Consider the following 23,642-nt stretch of genomic DNA (forward strand, 5'->3'; position numbering starts at 1 on the left):
AGAACTTTGAGTCCGGTGGCTTTCATTGTGACTACCGAATGAGTCCGAGGTCTGACATTACCCAACCCGACGAGCCGAAGGTAAGTCCGGCTCGGCTACCAGTATTTGTGGCAGGAGTTGGGTTTTGAAGGAGAGTCCCGTCCGGCTTCCTGATCTCGATTGTTGACTGAATAACTTGAACTACTGCGTATGATTCGGCTCCCGTCTCGACTGTCGCTGTTATAGCTGGCGTCTCGATCTTCCCGCCTAATATCCAACGACCCTCGCTCCACGCTTCATTTATGCCATCCCGTAATCCCTTGCAGAAGACGCACCCTGGACCGCTTATCTTCTCGAGATTCTGGGGCTTACCGGTTTCGTACGCGTAGCTCAGGGTCTCGTACCAAAAACGAACAAAGGCTTCTGCCCCTTCCTTCGTCTCTGTCTTCGCCACTTCCGGGAGCACGGGGACGGGCACGTTCTGGGCGGGGCCGGACGCGTCGGCCGGCTTGTACACGGCGCTCGGTGTTGGAGTCGAAGTGGGTGTGGTGCTGGCGGTGGGTGTTTCAGCAGCCACCGGGGAAGACGTGCCGCCGGTCCCAGGAGAGTCCCCGGAGTTGCAGCCGGACAAGGCCAACGCAAGACCAACAACGAGGGCTGCTGCCCTGGAACGCACAGCGCTGGACGTAAAGAAGTTCCGTGATGTCATGGGCCGCTATTCCCCCAGTAGTTTCAAGACGGCTTGCTCCGAACAGTGGCTTAAGGGTAGCCCACGTCGCAATTTCGTGATCAGACTTATCCACAGGCACCGCCCACGGTTTTATCACCAGAGGCGAAGCGAACAAAGTCATAAAGGAAGCCGGTGCAGGAAATGCACCGGCTTCCTTTGACGAGAAGAAGTTCGTAGTAGGCGCCTATTTCCGGGCCGGCAGCACCAACTCACCTGTCTTGTCGGTCGACAAGGCGAGCGAGGAAACATACTGCGGGCCGCCGTCGGGCGCGTCCTGCGCGGAACGCATCATGTCCGGGCGCTCAAACTCCAACCCCGTCACGTGGCAGAGGAGCTTGGCGTCGCTGGGATTCCCGTCCGCGTCGAACATGGGCAGGTCGATTCCGTCGTCAGAACGCCGAAGGTAAAACCGCCCGCGGGTCAGCACGGCGAGAACCGGCGGCAGCACCAGCGCCAGGCCCACCGCGAAAATCGGCGAGTACGGCTGGATTGCGGCGCCGAACGCCCCGAAGAACACCGCAATCGAAACCCCGGCGGACACCAGCATGGACACGAACCCAACCGGATTCACGGCGTACAGCATGCCGCGGCGGAACTCCGGCACCTTCGGGGAAATCTTAAGCAGGTACTTGTTGATGGCGATGTCGGACGCCACCGTGACCACCCACGCCATGGCGCAGTTGGCGTAGAACCCGAGGATGGTGTTGAGGAAATCAAACATGTTCGCTTCCATCAGAACCAGCGCGATCAGCAGGTTCACCACCACGAACACCATCCGGCCCGGGTATGTCTTGGTGATACGGGTAAAGGAGTTGGTCCAGGCGAGCGAGCCCGAGTACGCATTGGTGACGTTGATCTTTATCTGGGAGATGACCACCAGCACCACGGCGAGCGTCATGGCCAGCCACGCCGGCATCATCTCCTGGTAAACGCCCAGGAACTGGTGCACCGGCTCATTGGCGGTAGCAGAGGCGGCGGGATCCAGGGTGGCGATCAGATAGATGGCGATAAACAGGCCCACAATCTGCTTGATCGCCCCAAAAATCACCCAGCCCGGACCGGCAAGGATCACTGCGCGCCACCAGGCACCCCGGTTGGCATCGGTACGCGGCGGCATGAAACGGAGGTAATCGATCTGCTCGGCGATCTGCGCCATCAGGGACAGGCACACGCCCGCGGCCAGCATCACCGACGCCAGGTTCGGCCCGCCGTCACCGGATGCACCCGTGTACGCGAAGAAGCTGTCGATACTCTCCGGGTGCGAGACCAGCAGGTATCCCACGGGAACCACCATCAGCAGCAGCCACAGCGGAGTGGTCCACACCTGCAGCTTGGCAAGGGTGTTCATGCCGTAAATCACCAGCGGAATGATGATGACCGTGGAGGCGGCGTAGCCAAGCCACTGCGGGATGCCGAGCCCCAACTCCAGCCCCTGCGCCATGATGGAGCCCTCCAGGGCAAAGAAGATGAAGGTGAAGGTGGCGAAGATGACGTTGGTGACCACCGATCCGTAATAGCCAAAGCCTGATCCGCGGGTGATCAGGTCAAGGTCGATGTTGTACCGCGCCGCGTAATACGCCAAGGGAAATCCCGTGGCGAAAATAACGACGGCTGCCACCAGGATTCCCAGGATCGCGTTCACCGTGCCATACGAGATGCCAATGTTCGCGCCGATCGAAAAGTCTGCCAGGTAGGCGATGCCGCCCAGTGCACTTGTGGCCACCACCCCGGCGCTCCACTTGCGGTAGGAGCGCGGCGCGAACCGCAGCGTGTAATCCTCCAGGCTTTCCTTGGTGGCGTTGAGTGCGGCGGTGTTGCCCGTCGTCGTGGTTGCCGGAGAACGTCCGACGACGGCGGCGCCGGCGGGTGCCGCCGGTTCCAGCAATTGCGTGGTGTCTATGTCATTGCCCATTGGGTGCGTCTCTTTCGTTGGCAGGCTTCTGCGGTCTGCGTGTGACGCTATCGAGCAGGAAAGACAGTCCGGTCACAGCACCATTTCCGGAGTGTTAAGTCTTGACGGGCCCTGTCAACAAAAGCTGCGGACTGCGGTTGTGGCTACTCCACAAAAACAGGCGGCCCGCGCAGAACTAGCGTCGGGAAGAGATTTCTTCCCACGCCAAAGGACCATCAATGACACCACACCCGATTTTGGAAACAGCCCGCCGGCAGGTGCTGGAACAGGGCATCGGCCTCACTGAGGCGCAGCTGGTAGACGTCCTGCGCCTCCCCGACGACGCACTCCCCTCGGCCCTTCAACTGGCCCACGACGTGCGTCTGGAGCACTGCGGTGAGGAGGTGGAGGTGGAGGGCATCATCTCCATCAAGACCGGGGGCTGCCCCGAAGACTGCCACTTTTGCAGCCAGTCGGGCCTGTTCGACTCCCCCGTCCGCGGCGTCTGGCTGGACATTCCGGCACTGGTCAAGGCCGCCAAGGAAACCGCCGCCACTGGAGCCACCGAATTCTGCATTGTCGCCGCCGTCCGAGGCCCCGATATCAAGCTCATGAACCAGATCAAGTTCGCGATCGACCGCATCAACCAGGAAGTGGACATCAACATCGCCTGCTCCCTGGGCATGCTCACCCAGCGCCAGGTGGACCAGCTGGCCGCCTGGGGCGTCCACCGTTACAACCACAACCTGGAGACCGCCCGCAGCTACTTCCCACAGGTGGTCACCACCCACACCTACGAGGAGCGGCTGGAAACCTGCGCCATGGTCAAGGATGCCGGGATGGAACTGTGCTGCGGGGCACTGATCGGTATGGGCGAAACACTGGAGCAGCGCGCGGAACTCGCCGCGCAGCTGGCGGCCCTGGAACCACAAGAGGTTCCCCTGAACTTCCTTAACCCCAGGCCCGGCACACCCCTTCAAGACCAGCCGATCATGGACGGGAAAGATGCCCTGCGCGCCATTGCGGCCTTCCGGCTGGCGATGCCCCGCACCGTGTTGCGCTACGCCGGCGGCCGCGAGCTCACCCTCGGCGACCTCGGCACCCGCGAAGGCCTCCTGGGCGGAATCAACGCCGTCATTGTCGGCAATTACCTCACCACCCTGGGCCGCCCCGCAACGGCCGACCTCAACCTCCTGGTGGACCTGAACATGCCCATCAAGGAACTGCAGAAAACCCTATGAGCAACCCGGACCTGCGCCAGCCGGGCGAAACCCCTTACTGCGAACTCTGCGGGCTTCCCCTGCAGCTGCCCTCCCGGCACGGGGACGCGCCCAAGGAAGAAAAGTACGACGGCGGCGACGCACCGCCGTCGTACCACCATTCCAGGTGCGCGGACCTTCTCCAGCTGGAGCCGCCCCGCTTCTGCGCGTCCTGCGGCCGCAGGCTCAAGGTCCAGGTCTCGCCGATGGGCTGGTGGGCCAGCTGCTCACGGCACGGCTTAAACGCTTCGTAAAGGGGACTCCTGCCTCTGGTGCGTTTCTGCCTGGCTGAGAAGAATGTCTGCATGATGTTTGAACACGCGGACGGCAATCCTGTCCTGGAACTCGATGATGAGCAGTCGTGGCAGCTTCTGGCGGCAACGCAGCACGGGCGGCTGGTGGTTTCCGTTGCAGGGGAACCGGACATCTTCCCGGTGAATTACGTGACCTCCAACCGGAAGGTGTACCTGCGCACTGCTCCCGGGAACAAACTCGCTCAATTGACCATCAACGCGCAGGTGCTGTTTGAAACCGACGGCATCCTGTCGCAGGAGGCCTGGTCGGTTGTGCTGAGGGGGACAGCACGGGTCCTCAGCAATTCGGATGAGCTGGCGGCGATCGAGGAACTCGGCCTGAAGACCTGGGTTCCAACACTCAAGGACTTCTACGTGGAGATTGAGCCGAAGTCCGTGAGCGGCCGGCACTTCCTGTTCGGCGAGCAGCCGGAACGGGAAATCTAGGCACTCCTAGACTGGAGTTATGCCGGACACCCCCAGCGCGGACAAACCAACTGCGGACAAGCTCAGCCCCGAGCGGCGCAGTTGGAACATGTCCCGGATCCGCGGCAAGAACACCAAACCGGAACTGCTGGTCCGCCGGCTCCTGCACGCCAGGGGCTACCGGTACCGGCTGCATGGAAGGTCCGGTGGTACCAAACTCCCAGGCAACCCTGACCTCGTCTTCGCTGGCCGGCACAAGGTGATTTTCGTGAACGGCTGCTTCTGGCACTTCCATGAGTGCAGGGTGGGCCTGCACGCGCCCAAGGCCAATGCGGACTTCTGGGCCGCGAAGCGCACCCGGACCCGGGAGCGCGACGAAGGCCAGCGCCGCCAGCTGGAAGACGCCGGCTGGGAAGTACTGACAGTCTGGGAATGCGAGCTGAAGGACCGTTCCGCCCTCGAAACCCAGTTAGTGACCTTCCTCGAAGCCGGCGCCTGAGACAGGAATCTTGAGGCAATCTTCAGCCGCCGCCGTCACAGGTCTTGATTCTGGCACGGCAGGATAAACGGGTCGCCGCAATCTGGCACCCGCCACTGACCGTTTCGGAGCAGGTATCCCCTATCCCCTAGCTTCTCCGGGCCAACAGGGCGGACTTGAAGGCAGATGCCGACGAGTCACTGCTGTTGATGCGCCAGTCTGTTTCCTTCTGCAGGTGGAACCAGACGAAGCCCATCACATCAGACTGGCTGGCCAGGTAAGACACCAGAGCCGTGTTCCAAGCGGCCTTGGAGCCGCCCGTCTCGCTGGACGCCGTTTCGGCAATCAGGACGGGCTTTCCGGGTGCAAGGGCGCGGAGCTGGGAGATGCCGGGGGCAAAAAGATCCACGGGGGTAACCCAGCTGCTCCAGGTTTGCGACGTGCCCCAGTTGTAGCCGTCCAGGGCCACGACGTCCACGTAGCCTCCCCCGGGGAACAACCCGGCCAGGTCAGTCGAGCCCCAGTAAGGGACGTTCGGCGACCAGACCCACTGGACATTGCCGGCACCCGTGGCGGCAACGACGTCGTGCACATGCCGCCAGGCGGCCACGTAGTCTCCCGGCTGGTTGCCGTTGACGCCTTCGGCCCACGGATACCAGTTGCCGTTCATCTCGTGGGCAAAGCGCAGCATGACCGGCTTGCCCCAGGCCGCAAGGGACTGGCCCCACTGGGAAATCTTCCCGTCGAAGTCCCCGGCGGTGATCCGTGCCAAGGAGTAAGCCGGCTGCTGCACGCCGCCTCCCCACGCCCACGGCTCCCAGGTGACCAGGGGTGTGGCTCCGCGGGAGCTGACCGCGTCCAGCTCCGTTATTGGCGGCGATTGCAGGAAGTCCTTGTAGATCATCACCATGGACGGACTTTCCCCTGCCAGGGCGGACACCTCCTCCAGTTCAGTGCCGGCCAGGGCTCCCCCGGCGGTCGCCACTCCAAAGCGAAGGGCAGCTGTACTGACAGTTGGCTGCGGGGCGGGCGCTGGAGCCGGGGCAGCTTGAACCACGAAAATCGCTGACGCCTTGACGGACGAGGTCTTGGCAGTGATGGTGAGGTTTCCGCTGGAAGCGGCCGGTATGGTGATGCCAGTGCTGAACGTACCCGTCGCTGTGGTCTGGAACGCGAAGGTGGAGGAGCCTGCAACCACAGTGCCCGTGGTGGAGGCTTTGAACCCGGTTCCGGCAACAGTCACGGCGGACCCTGCAGGGCCGGAGCCCGGAGTGAGCGTGATTTGCGGTGAAGTGGCTGCGCTGGCGGGCTGGAGGATAGACAAAGCCAAACCAGGCACCATTAAGAGCGCGACAAATAAGGTCCTCAAAGTTCGGAACACGGCAATCCATCCCCAGATTGAAAAGCGGCAATTGGCCGCAGACGGCGTCGATGCAGAAAGCACTGGCATCGATCTTATGGGCAGGAAACCACGCTCCCATCAAGAAAACCGCAATTCTTGCCCAGTCTTCCGCGAGCTCAGGGGAACGGTCCTAACCTGAAAAAGAACAAGCACCCGCGCATAAGCATCCTGTTTCCCGAGTCCGCAAGTCCAGCAGAAAGGAGTGTCATGAGCACTTCAGATGATGCGCCCAGGCCGCTGGTTGACCAGTCCGTCCTGGACCGGCTGCGGGACGAACTCGAGGAGGAAGAAGGCTACAGCCGGGTCTTCGTGGGGAACTTCATCGAGAACCTGCCCCAGCGGCTCAATCGGTTGCGGCTTGCCCTGACCACTGGAGACCTGGAGGGCTCCATTGATGCCGTCCTGAGCTTGAAGACCTCAAGCCAAATGGTTGGAGCCGAGCGCCTCGCGGGACTTGCCCTGGACCTGGAAAACGAGATCCGGTCCGAGGCGCGGCACGCGGACATGGCGGTTGCGTTGCCCAGGCTGGCAGCGACCTTCCTGCGGCCCATCACCCAGTGCAGCAGGCAAACGACGCACCGGCTGCAGGCTCAGTGCTGCCCCGGCGCCAAACGGTAACCCACTCCGCGAACGGTTTGCAGCCAACGCGGCTGCTGCGGCGAGTCACCCAGCTTTTTGCGCAGGTTCCCCATGTGGACCTCCACGGAACGTTCGTCGGCCTCGCTGATGTAACTGCCGACGTCGTAATCCTCGTCGCGAAGCCGCCGCACCAGGTCGGACTTGGTCCGGACCGTCCGGCCGGCTTCCAGGAGCGCGTACAGGAGTTCGAACTCCGTGCGGGTCAGGTTCATCTCCTTGCCGTCGACGGCGACTGTGCGCGAGGCGTAGCTGAGTTCCAGGCCGTTGTGGCTGAAGTTTCCACGCTCGGGATGCGCAACGTCGTCCGAAGAAGCATCCACCGCAACCTGGCCCGGCTCTGGAACGGAGCGCGGCCGCCGCATCATCGCCGCAATCCGGGCGCGCAGTTCCCGCGGCCGGAACGGTTTGGTGAGGTAGTCGTCCGCACCCGATTCGAGCCCGATCAGGGTGTCCAGCTCCTCCGCCCGCGCCGTCAGCATCACGATGTAAGCATCGGAAAACTCGCGGATCTGCCGGGAAACCTCAAAGCCGTCGATGTCCGGCAACCCCAGGTCCAGGGTGATGACGTCAGGATTCAGGCTCTTGGCCATCAAGACGCCCTCGGCGCCGCCGCTGGCGACACTCACGTCAAACCCTGCCTGGGTCAGCACAGTGCGAACCAGTTCCCGAATGTCGTGGTCATCCTCGATGACCAGACCCACACGTGCCTCACTCATAGAGCCCCCTCAGTGCCAACGTCAGAAGTATAGCTGGCTGCGGATATCCTGCTGCTATGGTCTTGCACACGCCGACATCCGCGTCCTCCACGCCATGAGCAACCCCACAGCCTGGTCCTCGGGACGGCTGCGGTCTTTCAAGCGGCCCTTTCATGAGTACCGGCTGACGGACCGGGTGGTCTTGAGCCAAATGCCCTTGTTCGTGACCACCATCCTGACGGCCCTGCTGGTCTGGGCGTTTTTCCCGGGCACCATGAACAACCCCTTGTTCATTACATTCCTCATCTCGCAGCTGGCGATCATGGCGCTTTGCTACCTGATCCCTTGGGAGCGGCTGCCCTACACGAGCTTCCTGGCCATCCCGCTTCTGGACTTCATCTCGATCGCAGCGGGCAGGGAAGGCGGCCAGGAAAGCCTCACAGGGATCAGTCTGCTGGCCGTGTTCCCCGTCATCTGGCTCTGCGCGTCCGGATACTACCCGCGGGCGGCCTTGTGGCTCTCCTTCCTGGGACCGCTGGCCATCATTTGGGTGCCGTTGCTCCTGCAGGGGAACTACGCGCCGCAGGACTTTGCCCGGTCCCTGCTGCTGCCCGTCATGATGCTGGGCATCGGCGTGTCCGTGAGTGTCCTGACCCTGAGCATGATGCGCCAGCAGAGCCAGCTGGAGGAAAAGGACGAGCAGCTGCGGGCCAACCTGCGCATCAGCAAGCGCCAGGAGTCGCTGCTGAACACCGTGCTGGATACCGTGCACCTTGGCGTCCTGGCCGTTGACGCCGATGGCCACGACGTCCTGATGAACCGGAAGCAGCGCGCCAACCATGAACTCGCCCGGCCAAAGGACATAGCGGACCCCAATGAATCACAGCTGCTGGTCTATGGCCCGGACCGGAAGACCCTGATTCCCGTAGAGGGGCGGCCGGTACGCCGGGCCATCCTGGGGGAAACCTTCACCGACTACCTCGTATGGCTGGGTGATGGAAAGGACCAGCGGGCCCTGGTGACGACGGCGCGCGCCATGAAGGACCCGGACGGCAACTTTGCCGGCTCCGTGATTGTCTTCAGCGACGTGACGGACCTGGTGAACGCACTGGCTGCAAAGGATGACTTCGTCTCCAGCGTCTCCCACGAATTCCGCACGCCGCTGACCTCCATCCTTGGTTACGTGGAAATCCTGCTTGCCGATGAGCCGGCAGAGCCTCAGCGGGACATGCTGGAGGTCATCCGCCGGAACTCCGAGCGGCTCCTGACCCTGGTGTCCGACCTGCTGTCCAGCAGGAATGGTCAGTTGATCGTCACCCCGCACGCCGTGGACGTGGCCGAACTCGTCCGCAGCAGCGTGACATCGGCGATGCCACGGGCCGCCGCCGCCGGAGTGGAGCTGCGGGCCGACACCCCGCAGCGTCTGGAGGCCCACGTGGACAGCGCCCGGATCTCCCAGGTCCTGGACAACCTGGTGTCCAACGCCATCAAGTACTCACCGGACGGCGGCGAGGTGGTGGTGTCGCTGGCGCAGGAGGACGGGCACATGGCCTGCCGCGTCACCGACACGGGCATGGGCATGAGCCCCGAGGACGCCTCCGAAGTGTTCGCCAAATTCTTCCGCACCAGCAGCGTCCGCCGTACAGCCATCCCCGGTGTGGGACTGGGCCTGCCCATCAGCAAGGCCATCGTCGAGGCGCACGGCGGGACGATCGGCGTCGACAGCACGCTGGGCGAAGGGACGACGTTTACGTTCCGGGTGCCGGTCTAGTCCCCACCCGGATTACTTCGCCCCAGGACTGGCGGGCGAGCTCGCCGATTGAAGCCAGGATGGCCGACGGCGGCTGGCTGAGATCCAGCGGGAACTCCACGATGTCGATGTCGGTGTTCAGGATGCGGCGGAGCTTGACCTCGCCCTGGCCGGCGTAGACCAGCCACGCGGTGGGTACGGCCAGCGCGGTGCAGTGGGCCAGCATCTGGTAGTGGTCGGCTGTCAGGGAAGCGCCGGCGTCCGTGGCGGCACGGTACTTGGTGTTGTAAGCCACCACCGGGCGGCCGCCCAGCAGGTGGACCGCGTCCGGGCGCACGGACAGGCGGTCCGAGTCGCGCACCGCTTCGCTGAGGAGGGCGTTGTACCGGAGGCGCAGCTCCCCCGGATAAGAAGCCATCGCGCTGCGAAGCGCCTTACCCACGAAATCCTCGAACACCTGGGCCATGTCCACCACGAACGAGGCCGTCTGCTGTTTTCCCTCGCCGGCTTCCGCGGATGCGTTGCGCAGGATCAGCCCGGCCAGGCGGAGCACAGCGTGATACCGCAGGTTCATCCGGGTGGGTTTCCACGGCGGCACCGGGGCGCCGGACGGGAGGCGGGTGACGGCGTCGAGCTTTCCCTTCAGCTGGCGCAGCCGGCCCAGCACCTCGGGCCGCACCCCTGGCACCTGCCCCATCCGCTCCAGTGCGGCGCGGAGGATCCGGTTTTCGGCGATGTCCTCGGTGAACTCGTCGTAGGAGACTTCCAGCGGAACCAGCATCCCGGGGCGACGGGAGATCTGGTCCGAAATGCGGATCCGCCCCTTGACCGTCCGCAGCGACTCGTCCACGGTGAGGTAGCCCTGCAGGACGCCGCGGCCGAGGGCCCGTTCGGCCAGCTGCACCAGCGACTCCGCCAGGGCGCTCCACAGGTCCCCGTCCTCGTCAGCGGAGACCAGGTCCGGCCGGAAGCCCTGCTCCCCCGCGAAGCTGAGCAGGAACAGGAGCCGGCTGAGCCCCAGCCGGTCCTTGGGCCGGACGTCCAGCTGGACCGTGGGTGTCCGGACCGAGCCCACCTTGCCCACCGGCTCAATCCGGTACAGCCCCAGGCCCATGGGGGACGCCTTGGCCAGGCCGCTGGAGTTCAGGAGGGAGGCGCTTGGGGCATCCAGCCGTTCCACCAGCCCGCTGGACAGCTCGTCCAGGACCAGGTGCCGCACGGATGCCCGGGGGTCAGCGCGCTGCAACGCGCCCCAGCAGCTGGTCCAGCCCGAAGCGCTCCTCCAGCTGCGCCCGGGTGAGCTGGCCGTGGTAGTGCTCCTCCAGCAGCGGCATCAGCTCGTACTTCCAGATCCGGCGCAGCCCGGCGGGGGTCTGGGCGGCCGGCTTCATGAAGTAGGACGGGCCGATCATCAGGTCACGGTCCCACTCGTCGATTGCCCCGTTCAGCGCATCCAGCAGCAGCGCCGGGGTGGGGTCCAGCTGCCGGGCCTGCAGGAACCGGAGCAGGGACCCCTTGACCGGTTCGGTTTGCGGGTGCAGCTCGATGAACGAGAAACGGCGGCGGATGGCGGCGTCCATCATGGCGATGGACCGGTCCGCGGTGTTCATGGTGCCGATGATGTAGAGGTTGTCCGGCAGCGTGAACGGCTCGTTGGGGCTGTACTGCAGGTAGATCCGGTCGTCGCGGTATTCCAGCAGGAAGTACAGTTCGCCGAACACCTTGGCGAGGTTGGCGCGGTTCATCTCATCGATGATGAGGAAGTACGGCTTCTTCTCGTTGCCGGGCTTCGCGGCCTCCTCGGCCAGCCGGCGCAGCGGGCCCGCCACCAGCTTGAAGGACACCTGCCCTTCGTCCGTCTTGTCGGGCCGGTAGCCCTCGAAGAAGTCCTCGTAGGCGTAGGACGGGTGGAACTGGACCAGCTTGACGCGTTCGTCAGTGGTGTCGTCCGCCAGCTGCGCCGCGAGGTGCTTGGCCAGGTAGGTCTTGCCGGTGCCCGGCGGGCCGTAGAGAACCAGCTGCCGGTTTTCCTGCAGCAGGTCGGCGATCTCCTGGAGCGGTTCCAGCTCCATGTGCAGCGACGCGGCAAATTCCTGGGTCAGCGGGCGGAAGGCCTCCTGGACAGGCGGGACGACGGCGGCGCCGTCAGTGTCGCCGTCGGGCTCAGTTTCCGCCTCGGCCGGCAGCAGCGCCTGAAGCGCCTGGACCACCCGGGTCACGTCCACCACGATGCCGGGGGTGGCGAGCTGGCGCTGGACGTGCCGGGGAAGGGCGGTGGTGGTGTGCCCGTCGTCGAACCAGCGCACCTTGCGCCGCAGCCGGCGGTTGTCGTCGTTGTATTCGGGCTCCCCCAGCACACCGCCCAGCCGGACGCTTCCGGCGTGCTGGTAGAGCACCAGGTCACCGGGCTTCATGACGGTCAGGAATGCAAACACCGCGGTCTTGGTGTCCTCGCGCTCCACATAGCCAAGGTGCTTGTAGTCCTCGTCCACGGCGTGCTGGACCAGGCCGGCGGTCACGCCGGGGTCCAGGTGCCGGAGATGTTCGACGTCGAGGGTTACCTTTTCCTCGCCGTGCCAGGCCGTGATCAGCCCGGCGTGGTCGCTGTGCGTCCGGAGCAGCCAGGCCCGCCGCCCGGGATCGCCCACTTTGCGCCATTGGCTGACCAGCTGGCGGGAGTACCAGTCGGTGCGCTGGCCCGACTGCTCGTCCAGGTGCAGCCGGATGCGGTGGATGTCCGCGGTGATGTCCTCGTCGCTGTCGCCCCTGGCCCCGCCCACCAGGGAGGCGAACGCGTCCCGGATTTCCTGCCGCTCCACGTCCGCCACCACCGGCTCGAAGTAGCTGGGCCAGGCGAGGAACTCGATGCTGCGGCGGATGGCGGGCTGATCGTCCGGGGTGGATGCGGCGAGACGGTGGAACTGCAGCGGGTCCTTGATGGCTGCCTGCACCACGCCGGCCGGCCGCTGTGCCACGTTCCGCACAAACCGGCACAGCCACTTGAGGTGGTCCCAGATGGTCCAGTTGAATTCTGCGGTCCGGTCGCGGATGACGCCGTGGTCCGTCATGCCGGCGTACAGCTCTTCGGGGAGCTCCAGCGGCGGCTCCAGCCAGCAGGCGGCCTCGGCCACGCGGGCGCGCTTGACCTTCAGGGACTTCACCTCATGGGCCAACGGAAGTGACTGCAGGAAGAGCAGCTCCACGGCCAGCTGCTTGGCCCCGCGGGTGGCGCCCTCCAGGTTTTCGCGGAGGTTCGTCATCATCGGGGCCTTGGGGTCGGCGATGCCCCGGTCCAGCCGGTCAAGCAACTCCGCGGCCGCCGGAACCGACCAGCTCCTGGTGCGGCCGTCCAGGGGTGAAGCCTTTCCCTGCAGACCCGGTCCCAGCACGAACCACGCTGCTTCCTCAATCTCCTTCGAGATGCCGAGGGCGCGGGTCATGGCAGCAGTGGCAGTGGGGGTCATGCCCCCAAATTTACAGGGTCAGGCCGGGCGGCCGCTCCAAGCCGCCCGGCTGCCACTCCGCCAGAGCGTGCTACTTGCCGGTGGCGGACCGCTTCCTGCCGAAGACGAAATACCCCATCGGCCCGATGAAATTGACGAAGGACGCCATCCGCCACGCAGCCTTGGGCCCGTTGATCAGTTCCGCCGGACGCCGCGAGATGTCCCGCTGTGCAGCAACCAGCAGCGACACCTGCACGATCGCCGTCAAAATGATGCCTGCCTTGCCGGAAGGCGACATTTCCTTCCACGTCTTCTTGTTCCGGGCGGCACGTGCCTTGTTCTTTGCCATCGGGGCTCCCTTTCGCAGTTTGTGGTGGTTCCAGTCCAGTGTGCCTGGTGCAATCCTGCCCAGAGTCTTAGTGCCTGTAGGGAGCCATCCGGTCTTTTTGTTCCTGGGTGAGTCTTTGCACCCGGCCCGTTGCCTCGTCCACGAACGCCAGGTGGCTGCTCGCCTTCACACAGTCCTCCCGGGTCACCGGGTCCTGGAGCAGGTAGTGGATATCAAAGCTGGCCCCCTTGACCGCGCCGATCCAGACCTGCACCACGGCCGGGATGTTGCGGTACTCCAGGGTCCGGACATAGCGGATCTTGTGGTCCACCACCAGCGCCAGGGTGCCGTCGGGGACGTCGTTGAACAGGGACACCGGCGGCTCGATGCCGGGGAGGCCGGGGCCCCTGGGCGGCCCGAAGGCGGCGATCCTTGCTTCCTCCAGCATCCTCACAATCTGGACATTGTTGATGTGGCCGTAGGCGTCCATGTCGCCCCAGCGCATTGGCACCAGGACTTCTATCCGTTTGCCGCCGTGCACCTCGGTGCCTTCCGTGGCCTCCTGCCCGTGTTCCTGCCCCTGCAACCGCTGGGCTGCCTGGGCCTGCTGCGCGCTCAGCTGCGCACCGCCGTCGAATCATCAACCGGTACTTCTCCGGCATCCGCACCCGCAAACTGCGACATGTACAGGCGGTGGTAGGCCCCGCCGGCGGTCAGCAACACCTGGTGGTTGCCCTGTTCCACGATCCGTCCGTTCTCCATGACCAGGATCGTATCGGCATCGCGGATGGTGGAGAGCCGGTGCGCGATCACAAAGCTTGTCCGGTCCGAGCGCAGCGCCGCCATGGCCTTCTGCACCAGGAGTTCGGTGCGGGTGTCCACGGAGCTGGTGGCCTCGTCCAGGATCAGCAGTGAAGGGTTCGCCACGAAGGCGCGGGCGATGGTGATCAGCTGTTTCTCGCCGGCGCTGACGTTGTTGCCTTCTTCATCGATTACGGTGTTGTAGCCCTCGGGCAGTGCGCGGACGAAGCGGTCCACGAAGGTGGCCTTCGCCGCTGACATGACCTGCTCCTCCGTGGCCTCGAGGTTGCCGTAGCGGATGTTGTCGTAGATGGAGCCACCGAACAACCAGGCGTCCTGCAGGACCATACCCACCTTGGAGCGCAGCTCCGAGCGGCTGAGGCGGGTGATGTCCACGCCGTCCAGCATGATGGAGCCGGAGTTGAGCTCGTAGAACCGCATCACCAGGTTCACCAGCGTGGTCTTGCCGGCGCCTGTGGGTCCGACGATGGCCACGGTGTTGCCCGGCTCTGCCGTGAAGGACAGGTTCTCGATGAGCGGCTTGTTCGGGGTGTAGCTGAAGGTGACGTTCCGGAAGTCCACGTGCCCGTCGGTCTTGGCCGGCAGGTGTTCGGTAGCAGTTTCAGGGTCCTGTTCGTCGGCGTCCAGGAATTCGAAAACCCGCTCGGAGGACGCCACGCCGGACTGGAGCATGTTGGCCATGCCCGCCATCTGGCCCAGCGGCTGGGTGAATTCCCGGGAATACTGGATAAACGCGGTGGCGTCGCCCAGGGACATGGCCCCGGACGCCACCCGGAGTCCGCCCACCACGGCGATGCCCACGTAGCTGAGGTAGGAGACGAACTGCATGACCGGGAAGATGATCCCGGACACGAACTGCGCCCCAAAGCTCGCTTGGTAAAGAGCCTCGTTGCGTTCCTCGAACCGGGCCAGCATGTCGGCATCCCGGCCGAAAACGCGGACCAGGTCGTGGCCCGAAAAGGATTCCTCAATCTGGCCGTTCAGTGAGCCCGTGTTCTTCCATTGGGCAGCGAAGAGTTTCTGGCTCCGGACGCCAATCATTCCCGCGGCGACCCCGGACAGTGGGAGGGCCACCAGGGCGATCAGGGCCAGCTGCCAGGAGACGATGAACATCATGATCACGATGCCCACCACGGTCAGCACAGAGTTGACCAGCTGGGCAAAGGCCTGCTGGAGCGCCTGCTGGATGTTGTCGACATCGTTGGTCACCCGGGACAGGACGTCGCCGCGCTGGCGGGTGTCGAAATAGTTCAACGGCAGGCGGTTCAGCTTGCTTTCAGTGTCGTCGCGCAGCCGCCGGATGACCTTCATGACGATGCGGTTCAGCACGTACCCCTGCAGCCACATGAAGATGTTCGCCACGAAGTACATGAGCAGGACGATGGCGATGAGCATGCTGAATTTGTCGAAGTTGATGCCGGTGCCGGGCACCAGTTCCATGCGGGACACCATGTCCGCAAAGTTGTCCTGACCCTGCTGCCGCAGGCCGGCAACGAACTGCTCCTTGCTGGCACCGGCGGGCAGCTGTTTGCCCACCACACCGGCGAAGATCACGTCCATGGCCTGGCCGAGGATCTTGGGGGCGATGACGTTCAGGACCACGGAGATGACTACCAGGCCAACCACGGCATAGATACCCAGCGTTTCGGGCTTGAGGAGGCCCATGAGCCGCTTAGCGGAGGGCCAGAAGTGCTCCGCTTTCTTGGCGGGCATGCCGCCGAACATGTCCCCGTCCGCTTCGGAGGGCGTGAACTCTTCCTCGAAGTAGTCGTCATCCTCCGGTTGCCCGGCGTCCGGTCGCGCATCCCCGGCAAGCGGCTGGGCCGCCAGCTCGGTCTCTTCCATGGGACCGGAGTCCTTCTTGCGCGGGCTCATGCCACCTCCTCCACACTCAGCTGGGATTCGACAATTTCCTGGTAGGTGGGCGAGGTTTCCAGGAGTTCCTCGTGCGTGCCGCGGTCCACGATCCGTCCGTTGTCCAGCACCAGGATCTGGTCAGCCTCGGTGATGGTGGAAATCCGCTGGGCAACGATGATCACAGTGGCGTCCGCGGTGGTGCGCTTGAGGGCGGCGCGGAGCCTTGCGTCGGTGGCGACGTCCAAGGCGGAGAAGGAGTCGTCAAACAGGTAGACCCGCGGTTTGATCACCAGGGCGCGGGCGATGCAGAGACGCTGGCGCTGGCCGCCGGAAACGTTGGTGCCACCCTGGGAGATCCGGGCGTCCAGGCCGTTCTTCTTCTCCCGCACAAAGGATTCACCTTGGGCTACCCGGAGGGCATCCCAGAGTTCCTGGTCCGTTGCTTCGGTCTTGCCGAACCTCAGGTTGTGCGCAATGGTCCCGGAGAACAGGTAGGGACGCTGCGGCACCAGGGCAACGCGTTTGGTGATCTCGGCGCGATCCAGTTTGTCCACCGGGACACCGTCCAGCAGCACTTGGCCTTCCACGGGGTCGTACAGCCTCGGCAGGAGGGACAGCAGAGACGTCTTGCCGGCGCCCGTCGAACCAATAATGGCAATGGTCTGTCCCGGGCGTGCGGTGAAGCTGATGTTGCTAAGCACCGGCGACTCAGCTCCCGGGTAGGCGAAGGAGACGTTGCGGAACTCCACCACGCCGGCCAGCGAGGCCGGAGCCTCGGGACGTTCGGGATCATGGATGGAAGGTTCCACGCCGAGTACCTCGCCAATGCGGTCCGCGCAGACTGAGGCACGCGGGATCATCATGGCCATGAATGTGCCCATCATGACGGCCATCAGGATCTGCAGCAGATACTGCAGGAACGCCGTCAGCGACCCCACCTGCATGGCGCCGGCATCCACCCGCTGCCCGCCAAACCAGAGGACGGCGGCGGTGGACAGGTGCAGGATCATGCTGATGGCCGGGAACATCAGGACGAACAGGGCGCCAATGCGGAGCGAGACGTCCGTGAGCTCCTTGTTGGCGCCGCCGAAGCGGTCGGTTTCATACGGTTCACGAACGAAGGCCCGGACCACGCGGATGCCGATGATCTGCTCGCGCAGGACGGCGTTGATCCGGTCGATCTTCCTCTGCATGGAGCGGAACAGCGGCATGAGCCGGACCACCAGGTAGCCCACCACCACTGCCAGCAGCGGGACGGACACCCACACCAGCCAGGACAGGCTGATGTCCTCACGCAGCGCCATGATGATGCCGCCGATGCACATGATGGGTGTGGCAACCATGAAGTTCAGCCCCATCAGCAGGAGCATCTGTACCTGCTGGACATCATTGGTGCCACGGGTGATCAGCGTAGGGGCACCGAACGCGTTGACGTCCTTGGCCGAAAAGCTGGTGACCTTGCCGAACACCGCGCGGCGCAGGTCGCGGCCCACCGCCATGGCCGTCCTGGATCCGAAGTACACGCCGGCAATGGCCGCAGCCACCTGGGCGAACGCCACCAGGAGCATCACGGCGCCGGTGCGCCAGATGAAGTCGGTGTCTCCGCGCGCCACTCCTTCATCAATGATTTGGGCGTTCAGGCTGGGCAGGTACAGCGCGGCGATGGTGGATGCGAGCTGGAAAATGACCACAGCCAGGATGTAGGGAAAATACGGTTTGGAGTAGCGCCGTATCAGGGTAAGGAGCATGGACTCAACTCTAGTGATGCCCGCTGACATTGGGTCCCAGGGAGGGCACCTTTTCCTGCCACAAAGCCGCAACCCGCCCCGGGAATCTTCCCGGGGCGGGCTGCCGCTTTGATGTTTTCCGGCGCTGGGCCGGCCGGCCGGGGATGGCCTGCTTAAGGCCTACCGGCCCGGGGCTGGCTCCGAACCGGCGCCGGTGGACGGTGCGGCAGGCGGTGCGGCGGCGCTGTGCTTGCCGTGCCCGGCCAGGTACAAGGCGGCCGCTGCCTGGATCTTGCGTTCCTTCAGGAGCTTGCGCTGGAGCCTGCTGAGCTCTGCCGCGGTGGCCGCCTGCCTGGCGGCAACCTCCTGCTGGGAGCGCAGCTGTTCCTGGATGTCCAGGACCAGACCGCCCAGTTCCGCCTGCTGGCGGGCCAGCAGGTGCTGGGTGTCCTGCAGTTTCTGCAGGGTGGCAGCGGCGCTGGCTACCGCGTCGGCGGCCTTCTCCGCGTTGTCAATGGACCGCAGGTCCAGTCCTTCGGAACTAAAGCTCCTGGCGAAGGCTTCCTCGAAGTCCTCCGTGGCCACCCGGCCGGACGAAGCCAAGGCAGCGGCAGCCCCGCCGTCGTACATCTTTGCGGGCGCCGCGGCCGGCCCTGCATGTGCAGCACTCCTGGCGGCGATTCCAGTCCCGGCGGGGGCGGTGCCGTTCCCGCCGGCGCCGGTGACCATGGGCAGTTGGCCGGTCATGGCGGTCATGCCCGCTTCACCGGCCGCGTTGGCCTGCAGCGTGGCCTCGGGGGTGATGTCCACGGTCTTGCGCAGCGGCACTTCCTTGATGAAGAGCACGGCGATGAGGGCCACCGCGCTGACGATGGCGGAGATCATGAAGATGCCTGCTGTGGCGTCACCGTAGGCGGCACGCATGACGTCGGCGATCGGCGCCGGCAGGTCCTTGAGGTCCAGCGTGGCGCCGCTGTTCCGGGAGGCCTGGATGCCAAGCTTCGAAAGCCCGTCGGTGGCCAGGTCCTTGACATGGTTGGCCATGACGGCGCCCAGGACGGAGACGCCGATGGCGCCGCCAACGGAGCGGAAGAAAGCAACGGAGGCACTGGCGGAGCCGATGTCCTTGGCCTGGACGGTGTTCTGCACGGCAAGGACCAGGTTCTGCATCAGCATGCCCAGGCCGATGCCGAAGATGCCCGTGTACAGGCCGGTCAGCCACAGTTCGGTGGTGTGGTCCATGGTTCCTGCGAGTGCCAGGCCGCCGATCAGGAGAATGGTGCCGCCGACCAGGAAGCGCTTCCACTTGCCGTACCGGCTGATCAGCTGGCCGGACAGGACCGAACCGATGAGGTTGCCGGCGATCATGGGCAGGGTCAGCAGGCCGGCCTCGGTGGGCGTGGCGCCCCGGGCCACCTGGTAGTACTGGCCCAGGAACGTGGACGAACCGAACATGGCAACGCCAACGGCCACGGAAGCCACGATGGCCAGAGCGGTGGTGCGGTCGGAGATGATCTTCAGCGGGATGATCGGCTGGGACACCTTGGACTCCACCAGCACCAGCAGTGCCAGCAGGAGGACGCCGCCGCCCACCATCACCGCCGTCTGCCAGGACCACCAGTCGTAGTAGTCGGCCTTGCCGGCAAAGGAAACCCAGACCAGGAGCAGGCTAACGCCGGAGGTGAGCAGGATGGCACCAAGCCAGTCGATCTTGGCGGGGCGCTTGACGTGCGGAACCTTGAGCGTGACCTGGAGCAGGATCAGGGCGACGACGGCGAGCGGCACGCAGACAAAGAAGGTCCAGCGCCAGCCGAGCGGGCTGTCCACGATGAAGCCGCCAAGCAGCGGGCCGCCGGCGGTACCGACAGCCATCACACCGCCCATGTAGCCGGAGTACTTGCCGCGGTCCCGCGGCGGGATGATGGATCCGATGATCGCCTGGGCCAGGGCGGTGAGGCCACCCATGGCGATGCCCTGGATCACGCGGGCGGTGAGCAGGAACGGAATGTTCTCCGAGAAGCCTGCCATGACCGAGCCGGCAACGAAGATCACGATGCTCAGCTGGACCAGGACCTTCTTGTCGAAAAGGTCGGCAAGCTTGCCCCAGATGGGGGTGGTGGCTGCGTTGGCCAGCAGCGCGGCCGTGATGACCCACGCGAAGTCCGTCTGGGTGCCCTTGAGCTCGGACATGATGGTGGGCAGCGCGTTGGCCACGATGGTGCTGCTGAGGATTGCGGTGAAGAAGGCTGCGAGAAGACCGGTCAGGGCCTCCATGATCTGCCGGTGGTTCATGGGTGCGCCGGGTTCGTGGCGTTTAAATTGCCGCGACTCCTGTTTGGCGCTGCGTTGGCGCTGGCGCTCCTGTTCCTGGTCCGCGGCGGCGGTGACGTTAGCCATTGGTGGGCTCCTGCGTTTCGTGTTCGGTGGTGATTCCGGCCGCCCTTGCCCGGATGGAATTCTTCAGGGATGTGGTGAGCTTGCTCAACATCGCGGCTGTTGCAGCGGCGTCGTCCTCGTTCCAGTCGGCAAGGTAGGCCTGCAGGGTCTCCGTCCGGTGCCGCACCACCTGTGCGAGCTTTTCCTGCCCCCGCGGGGACAGTGCCAGCAGCTGCGCCCTGCCGTCGTGCGGGTCCGGGGTGCGGACCACCAGGCCCGCGTCCGCCAGCTCAGCCACGTGCCGGCTGAGCACCGGAGGGCTGACCCCCAGGCGCTCGGCCAGGTGCGCGGCCCGGGTTTCCCCTTCGCCGATGAACCTGAGCACGCCCTGGAGCGCGATGCCGGTGTCCTGGCCCTTGATATTGACCATGGTGACGCAGCGCAGGGCGCGCTGCAGGTCATAGATATTGCTGACGAGGTCGGCAGCGGTGGCCGGTGCGACAGACATGGTGCTCCCTAAAGAATTAGTTGCTGCAAGCAACTGTATCAGGAAAAGGTTGCTTAGGGAAACGAAGTTGTTTGTAGATGCCTTAACGACAGCGCTCCCCCACTTCAGCCGGGCGGGCCGGGAAGTGAGGGAGCGTTGTGCCGGTTACAGGTGGGCTCAGTCGCCCAAATGGGTGGGGCCGAACATCTTCAGGAGGGTTTCAACCACGACGACGTTCGGCCCGTCGGCAGCGAAGCCCGCCTTCAGCGCGTCCCCCACACCCTCCGGGGCAACCCGGGTGGCGGGCACGCCGAAGGACTCGGCAAGCTTGACGAAGTCCGGGCGGGCGAGCTCGGTGGCAGTTGCTTTGCCGAACGCACCCACCATGTATTCGCGCAGGATGCCGTAGCCGCCGTCGTCCACTATCAGCCAGGTGACCGGCACGTTGTGCTGTTTCGCCGTAGCCAGTTCGGCGATGGAATACATCGAGGAGCCATCACCGGAGACGGCGAGTACCCTGCCTGGCCTCCCCTTTGTTTCCAGTCCCACGGCCGCTCCGATAGCACTGGGGAACGCGTAGCCCAGGCCGCCTGCACCCTGGGCGGAGTGGAATTGCCCCTGCCGCGCATCCCAGCAGGACCAGCCCCAGTAGGCGGCGATCGTCATGTCCCAAAAGGTCTGCATGTCCGCCGGTACGGCCTCGCGGATGTCCGCCATGAACTTCAGTTCCTTGGCCAGGTCCTGGGACTCCAGCCGGGCGCGGACTTTGCCAAGGGACTCCGCGACCAGCTGTTCCGGGGTGGTGCCGTGCCAGTCCGGGGCCGCCGTCCCGCCGGGCTCTAGCGCTTCGTCCAGTGCCGCCAGGGCCTGTCCGGCATCGGCGCGGATGCCCAGGCCGGGCCGGTTGGACTCCAGGACCCGGGGCTCGGCGTCGATCTGGATGATCCGCCCGCGGGGCTCGAAGGTGAAGTAATTGGAGGTCACCTCACCCAGCGAGGAGCCGATCACCACCAGGACATCGGCGTCCTCCAGGACGTCGGTCATGTAGCGGTCCTCGATCCACGCCTGCAGGGACAGCTCATGGTTCCACGGGAACGCGCCGTTGCCGCCAGGGGTGCAGATCACCGGCGCCCGCAGTTTCTCGGCAATGGAGAGCAGCGACTTCTCCGCCTTGCCGCGGCGGGTACCACCGCCGGCGATGATGGCCGGGCGCTTGGCCGTCTCCAGCCACTTCACGGCCTCCCGCACCAGTTCAACCCGCGGCGGGTTGTCCGCGGCCTCCGCCAGGGCGTCCTCCACCGGAGGCACCATGATGGGATCCAGCAGCACGTTTTGCGGAATTTCCAGCCAGACCGGGCCCTGCGGGGACGAGATGGCCTCGGTCCACGCGTCCTGGATGGCGGACGGGATGCCCGAGGCATGCTGGATCAGCCGCTGGCTCTTGGTGACGTTTGCGGCGGACGCCTTCTGGTCATCGAGCTGGTGCAGCATGCCCTTGCGCCGCGCGCCCAGGCCCTCCAGTGGAATCTGGCTGGCCACCACCACCATGGGCACCCCCGTGGCGTAGGCCTCCTGCAGGCCGGCCAGCGACGTCAGCGCGCCAGGGCCGGTGGACAGGAACAGCACCCCCACTTCCCCGGTGGCACGGGAGTACCCGTCCGCGGCAAAGGCGCTGTTGTTCTCGACCCGGGAGGAAACGAAGTGCAGGTTGCCCCGGCCCATGGCGTCGAAGAGTCCCAGGGCATGCTGCCCCGGAATACCGAACACCGTCTTCGCGCCCAGCGCTTCGAGGGTCTCCACGACGAGGTCCCCGCCGTTGCGGGTACCACTTCGCTGCGCGGGGACAGGTGTGCCCAGTTCGGTCACGGCCCTACTCCTTGGCGGCGGCGGCGAAACCGGCGGGGCGGCGGACTTCCTGGCCCAAGGCCTGGGCCTGGTATCCGGTCTCCGTTCCGAAGCGGCTTCCGGGCAGGGCGTTATCTGCCATGAGGGTCACCAGTTCGTAGGCGACGTGGCTCGCAGCGACACCGGTGATTTCGGCGTGGTCATAGGCAGGTGAGACCTCGACGACGTCGGCTCCCACCAGGTTCATGCCGCGGAAGCCGCGGATGATCTCGAGGAGCTCGCGGCTGGTGATGCCGCCGGCTTCCGGGGTTCCGGTGCCCGGTGCGTGGGCCGGATCCAGGACGTCGATGTCCACCGAGATGTAGAGCGGGCGGTTGCCGATCCGGTCGCGGACCTTGGCGACGGTTTCCAGCACGCCCTGGTAGTAGACGTCCGCGGAGGTGACGATGCCGAACCCAAAGCGGTGGTCGTCGTCGAGATCCTTTTTGCCATAGAGCGGGCCGCGGGTGCCGATGTGGCTGATGGCCTCGGTGTCCAGGATGCCTTCCTCAACGGCGCGGCGGAAGGGCGTGCCATGAGTGTATTCGGCGCCGAAGTACGTGTCCCAAGTGTCCAGGTGGGCATCGAAGTGGAGCATGGCGACGGGTCCGCCGGCGCGTTCAGCGGCGGCACGAAGCAGCGGAAGGGCGATGGTGTGGTCCCCGCCCAGGGTCAGCAGCTTGCTCCCGGCGGCCGTGAGGTCCAGCGCGTTCTGCTGGATGGTCTCGATGGCTTCGTTGATGTTGAACGGGTTGACGGCCATGTCCCCGGCGTCGGCCACCTGGATGTTCTCGAACGGGCTGACGTCCCAGGCCGGGTTGTAGGGGCGCAGCAGCCGGCTGGCCTCGCGGACGTGGTTGGCCCCGAACCGGGCTCCCGGACGGTAGGAGACACCTGAATCGAAGGGCACGCCCACCACCGTCACGTCAGCCTTATCCACCTGGTCCAGCCGGGGAAGGCGGGCATACGTGGCAGCTCCGGCATAGCGGGGAATCCGGGATGAATCGATGGGGCCAAGGTTGCCGTTGGCTTCAATGCGCAGCTCTTCCAATGGAGGCCTCTCCTTCGAGGAGTTGAGGGACTGGTGTGACTGCCATCATACACCTCTGTTTTCTAATGAGCATCAGACGTTTACCAAGTTCCTTCAGCGCGCGCGTTACACCCCAGTTACTCCCG

Annotated in this window: 20 protein-coding genes; 6 read left to right on the forward strand and 14 right to left on the reverse strand. The window is 65.0% G+C overall.

Annotated elements, in window-relative coordinates; translation table 11 throughout:
• Nucleotides 1–31: 31 nt before the first annotated feature.
• Entirely contained in the window at nucleotides 32–688 is a 657-nt protein-coding gene (locus QFZ57_RS00390) for a DUF6318 family protein (protein ID WP_306897150.1), read from the reverse strand.
• Between the two features lie 205 nt (nucleotides 689–893).
• Nucleotides 894–2,621 carry a purine-cytosine permease family protein gene (locus QFZ57_RS00395; RefSeq protein ID WP_306632270.1) on the reverse strand — a complete coding sequence of 576 codons (1,728 nt, stop codon included), beginning with the start codon at nucleotides 2,619–2,621 and terminating at the stop codon, nucleotides 894–896.
• Nucleotides 2,622–2,839: 218 nt separating this feature from the next.
• Here QFZ57_RS00395 and bioB point away from each other — a divergent pair, with 218 nt between their 5' ends.
• Genes bioB through QFZ57_RS00415 form a run of 4 tightly spaced genes read left to right on the forward strand, consistent with a single transcriptional unit; the run spans nucleotide 2,840 to nucleotide 5,077 of the window.
• Nucleotides 2,840–3,841: a biotin synthase BioB gene (gene bioB, locus QFZ57_RS00400; RefSeq protein WP_306632271.1), complete on the forward strand. Its 1,002-nt coding sequence runs from the start codon at nucleotides 2,840–2,842 to the stop codon at nucleotides 3,839–3,841.
• Nucleotides 3,838–4,113 (forward strand): biotin synthase auxiliary protein BsaP, encoded by a 276-nt coding sequence (gene bsaP / locus QFZ57_RS00405; RefSeq protein WP_306632272.1) that lies wholly within the window; start codon nucleotides 3,838–3,840, stop codon nucleotides 4,111–4,113. Before bioB ends, bsaP begins: the two co-directional genes overlap by 4 nt.
• 51 nt (nucleotides 4,114–4,164) lie before the next feature.
• Nucleotides 4,165–4,599, forward strand: a complete 435-nt coding sequence (locus tag QFZ57_RS00410; protein WP_306632273.1) for a pyridoxamine 5'-phosphate oxidase family protein — start codon at nucleotides 4,165–4,167, stop codon at nucleotides 4,597–4,599.
• A gap of 19 nt (nucleotides 4,600–4,618) precedes the next feature.
• Nucleotides 4,619–5,077, forward strand: coding sequence for a very short patch repair endonuclease (locus QFZ57_RS00415; RefSeq protein ID WP_306632274.1), 459 nt, complete (start codon nucleotides 4,619–4,621; stop codon nucleotides 5,075–5,077).
• A 127-nt stretch (nucleotides 5,078–5,204) separates the two neighbouring features.
• Here QFZ57_RS00415 and QFZ57_RS00420 read toward each other — a convergent pair whose 3' ends face one another.
• Nucleotides 5,205–6,398 (reverse strand): glycosyl hydrolase, encoded by a 1,194-nt coding sequence (locus QFZ57_RS00420; protein ID WP_373461289.1) that lies wholly within the window; start codon nucleotides 6,396–6,398, stop codon nucleotides 5,205–5,207.
• Between the two features lie 267 nt (nucleotides 6,399–6,665).
• On the opposite strand from QFZ57_RS00420, the gene QFZ57_RS00425 reads away from it, so the two are divergent.
• Complete coding sequence (locus QFZ57_RS00425) at nucleotides 6,666–7,076, forward strand: Hpt domain-containing protein (RefSeq protein WP_306632276.1); 411 nt, start codon at nucleotides 6,666–6,668, stop codon at nucleotides 7,074–7,076.
• Here the strand turns inward: QFZ57_RS00425 and QFZ57_RS00430 are convergent.
• A complete protein-coding gene (locus tag QFZ57_RS00430) occupies nucleotides 7,049–7,813 on the reverse strand; it encodes a response regulator transcription factor (protein ID WP_306632277.1) in 765 nt (254 codons plus the stop codon). The two genes, QFZ57_RS00425 and QFZ57_RS00430, sit on opposite strands and share 28 nt — an antisense overlap.
• 94 nt (nucleotides 7,814–7,907) lie before the next feature.
• Between QFZ57_RS00430 and QFZ57_RS00435 the strand changes: the two genes are divergently transcribed.
• Entirely contained in the window at nucleotides 7,908–9,563 is a 1,656-nt protein-coding gene (locus QFZ57_RS00435) for a sensor histidine kinase (RefSeq protein WP_306897156.1), read from the forward strand.
• Here QFZ57_RS00435 and QFZ57_RS00440 read toward each other — a convergent pair.
• From QFZ57_RS00440 to speB, 10 genes are all read right to left on the reverse strand, one after another.
• A complete protein-coding gene (locus QFZ57_RS00440; protein WP_306632279.1) occupies nucleotides 9,541–10,788 on the reverse strand; it encodes a 5-methylcytosine restriction system specificity protein McrC in 1,248 nt (415 codons plus the stop codon). The two genes, QFZ57_RS00435 and QFZ57_RS00440, sit on opposite strands and share 23 nt — an antisense overlap.
• Nucleotides 10,775–13,006, reverse strand: coding sequence for an McrB family protein (locus QFZ57_RS00445; protein ID WP_306632280.1), 2,232 nt, complete (start codon nucleotides 13,004–13,006; stop codon nucleotides 10,775–10,777). The genes QFZ57_RS00440 and QFZ57_RS00445 overlap by 14 nt, the downstream gene beginning before the upstream one ends.
• A 70-nt stretch (nucleotides 13,007–13,076) precedes the next feature.
• The gene (locus tag QFZ57_RS00450; protein WP_306632281.1) at nucleotides 13,077–13,334 is read right to left on the reverse strand and encodes a PLD nuclease N-terminal domain-containing protein; all 258 of its coding nucleotides are present in this window, start codon (nucleotides 13,332–13,334) and stop codon (nucleotides 13,077–13,079) included.
• Nucleotides 13,335–13,401: 67 nt separating this feature from the next.
• A complete protein-coding gene (locus QFZ57_RS00455) occupies nucleotides 13,402–13,818 on the reverse strand; it encodes an acyl-CoA thioesterase (protein ID WP_306632587.1) in 417 nt (138 codons plus the stop codon).
• A 110-nt stretch (nucleotides 13,819–13,928) separates the two neighbouring features.
• Nucleotides 13,929–16,010, reverse strand: coding sequence for an ABC transporter ATP-binding protein (locus QFZ57_RS00460; RefSeq protein WP_373461143.1), 2,082 nt, complete (start codon nucleotides 16,008–16,010; stop codon nucleotides 13,929–13,931).
• Nucleotides 16,007–17,740, reverse strand: coding sequence for an ABC transporter ATP-binding protein (locus tag QFZ57_RS00465; protein ID WP_306632282.1), 1,734 nt, complete (start codon nucleotides 17,738–17,740; stop codon nucleotides 16,007–16,009). Before QFZ57_RS00465 ends, QFZ57_RS00460 begins: the two co-directional genes overlap by 4 nt.
• Before the next feature lie 159 nt (nucleotides 17,741–17,899).
• Entirely contained in the window at nucleotides 17,900–20,116 is a 2,217-nt protein-coding gene (locus tag QFZ57_RS00470; protein WP_306632283.1) for an MDR family MFS transporter, read from the reverse strand.
• Nucleotides 20,109–20,603 carry a MarR family winged helix-turn-helix transcriptional regulator gene (locus QFZ57_RS00475; RefSeq protein WP_306632284.1) on the reverse strand — a complete coding sequence of 165 codons (495 nt, stop codon included), beginning with the start codon at nucleotides 20,601–20,603 and terminating at the stop codon, nucleotides 20,109–20,111. The genes QFZ57_RS00470 and QFZ57_RS00475 overlap by 8 nt, the downstream gene beginning before the upstream one ends.
• Nucleotides 20,604–20,759: 156 nt before the next feature.
• Complete coding sequence (locus QFZ57_RS00480; protein ID WP_306632285.1) at nucleotides 20,760–22,448, reverse strand: thiamine pyrophosphate-binding protein; 1,689 nt, start codon at nucleotides 22,446–22,448, stop codon at nucleotides 20,760–20,762.
• Nucleotides 22,449–22,452: 4 nt separating this feature from the next.
• Nucleotides 22,453–23,517, reverse strand: a complete 1,065-nt coding sequence (gene speB, locus QFZ57_RS00485) for an agmatinase (RefSeq protein WP_306632286.1) — start codon at nucleotides 23,515–23,517, stop codon at nucleotides 22,453–22,455.
• Nucleotides 23,518–23,642 lie beyond the last annotated feature (125 nt).

It is taken from the genome of Arthrobacter sp. B1I2 (genome assembly GCF_030816485.1).
GTDB lineage: Bacteria > Actinomycetota > Actinomycetes > Actinomycetales > Micrococcaceae > Arthrobacter.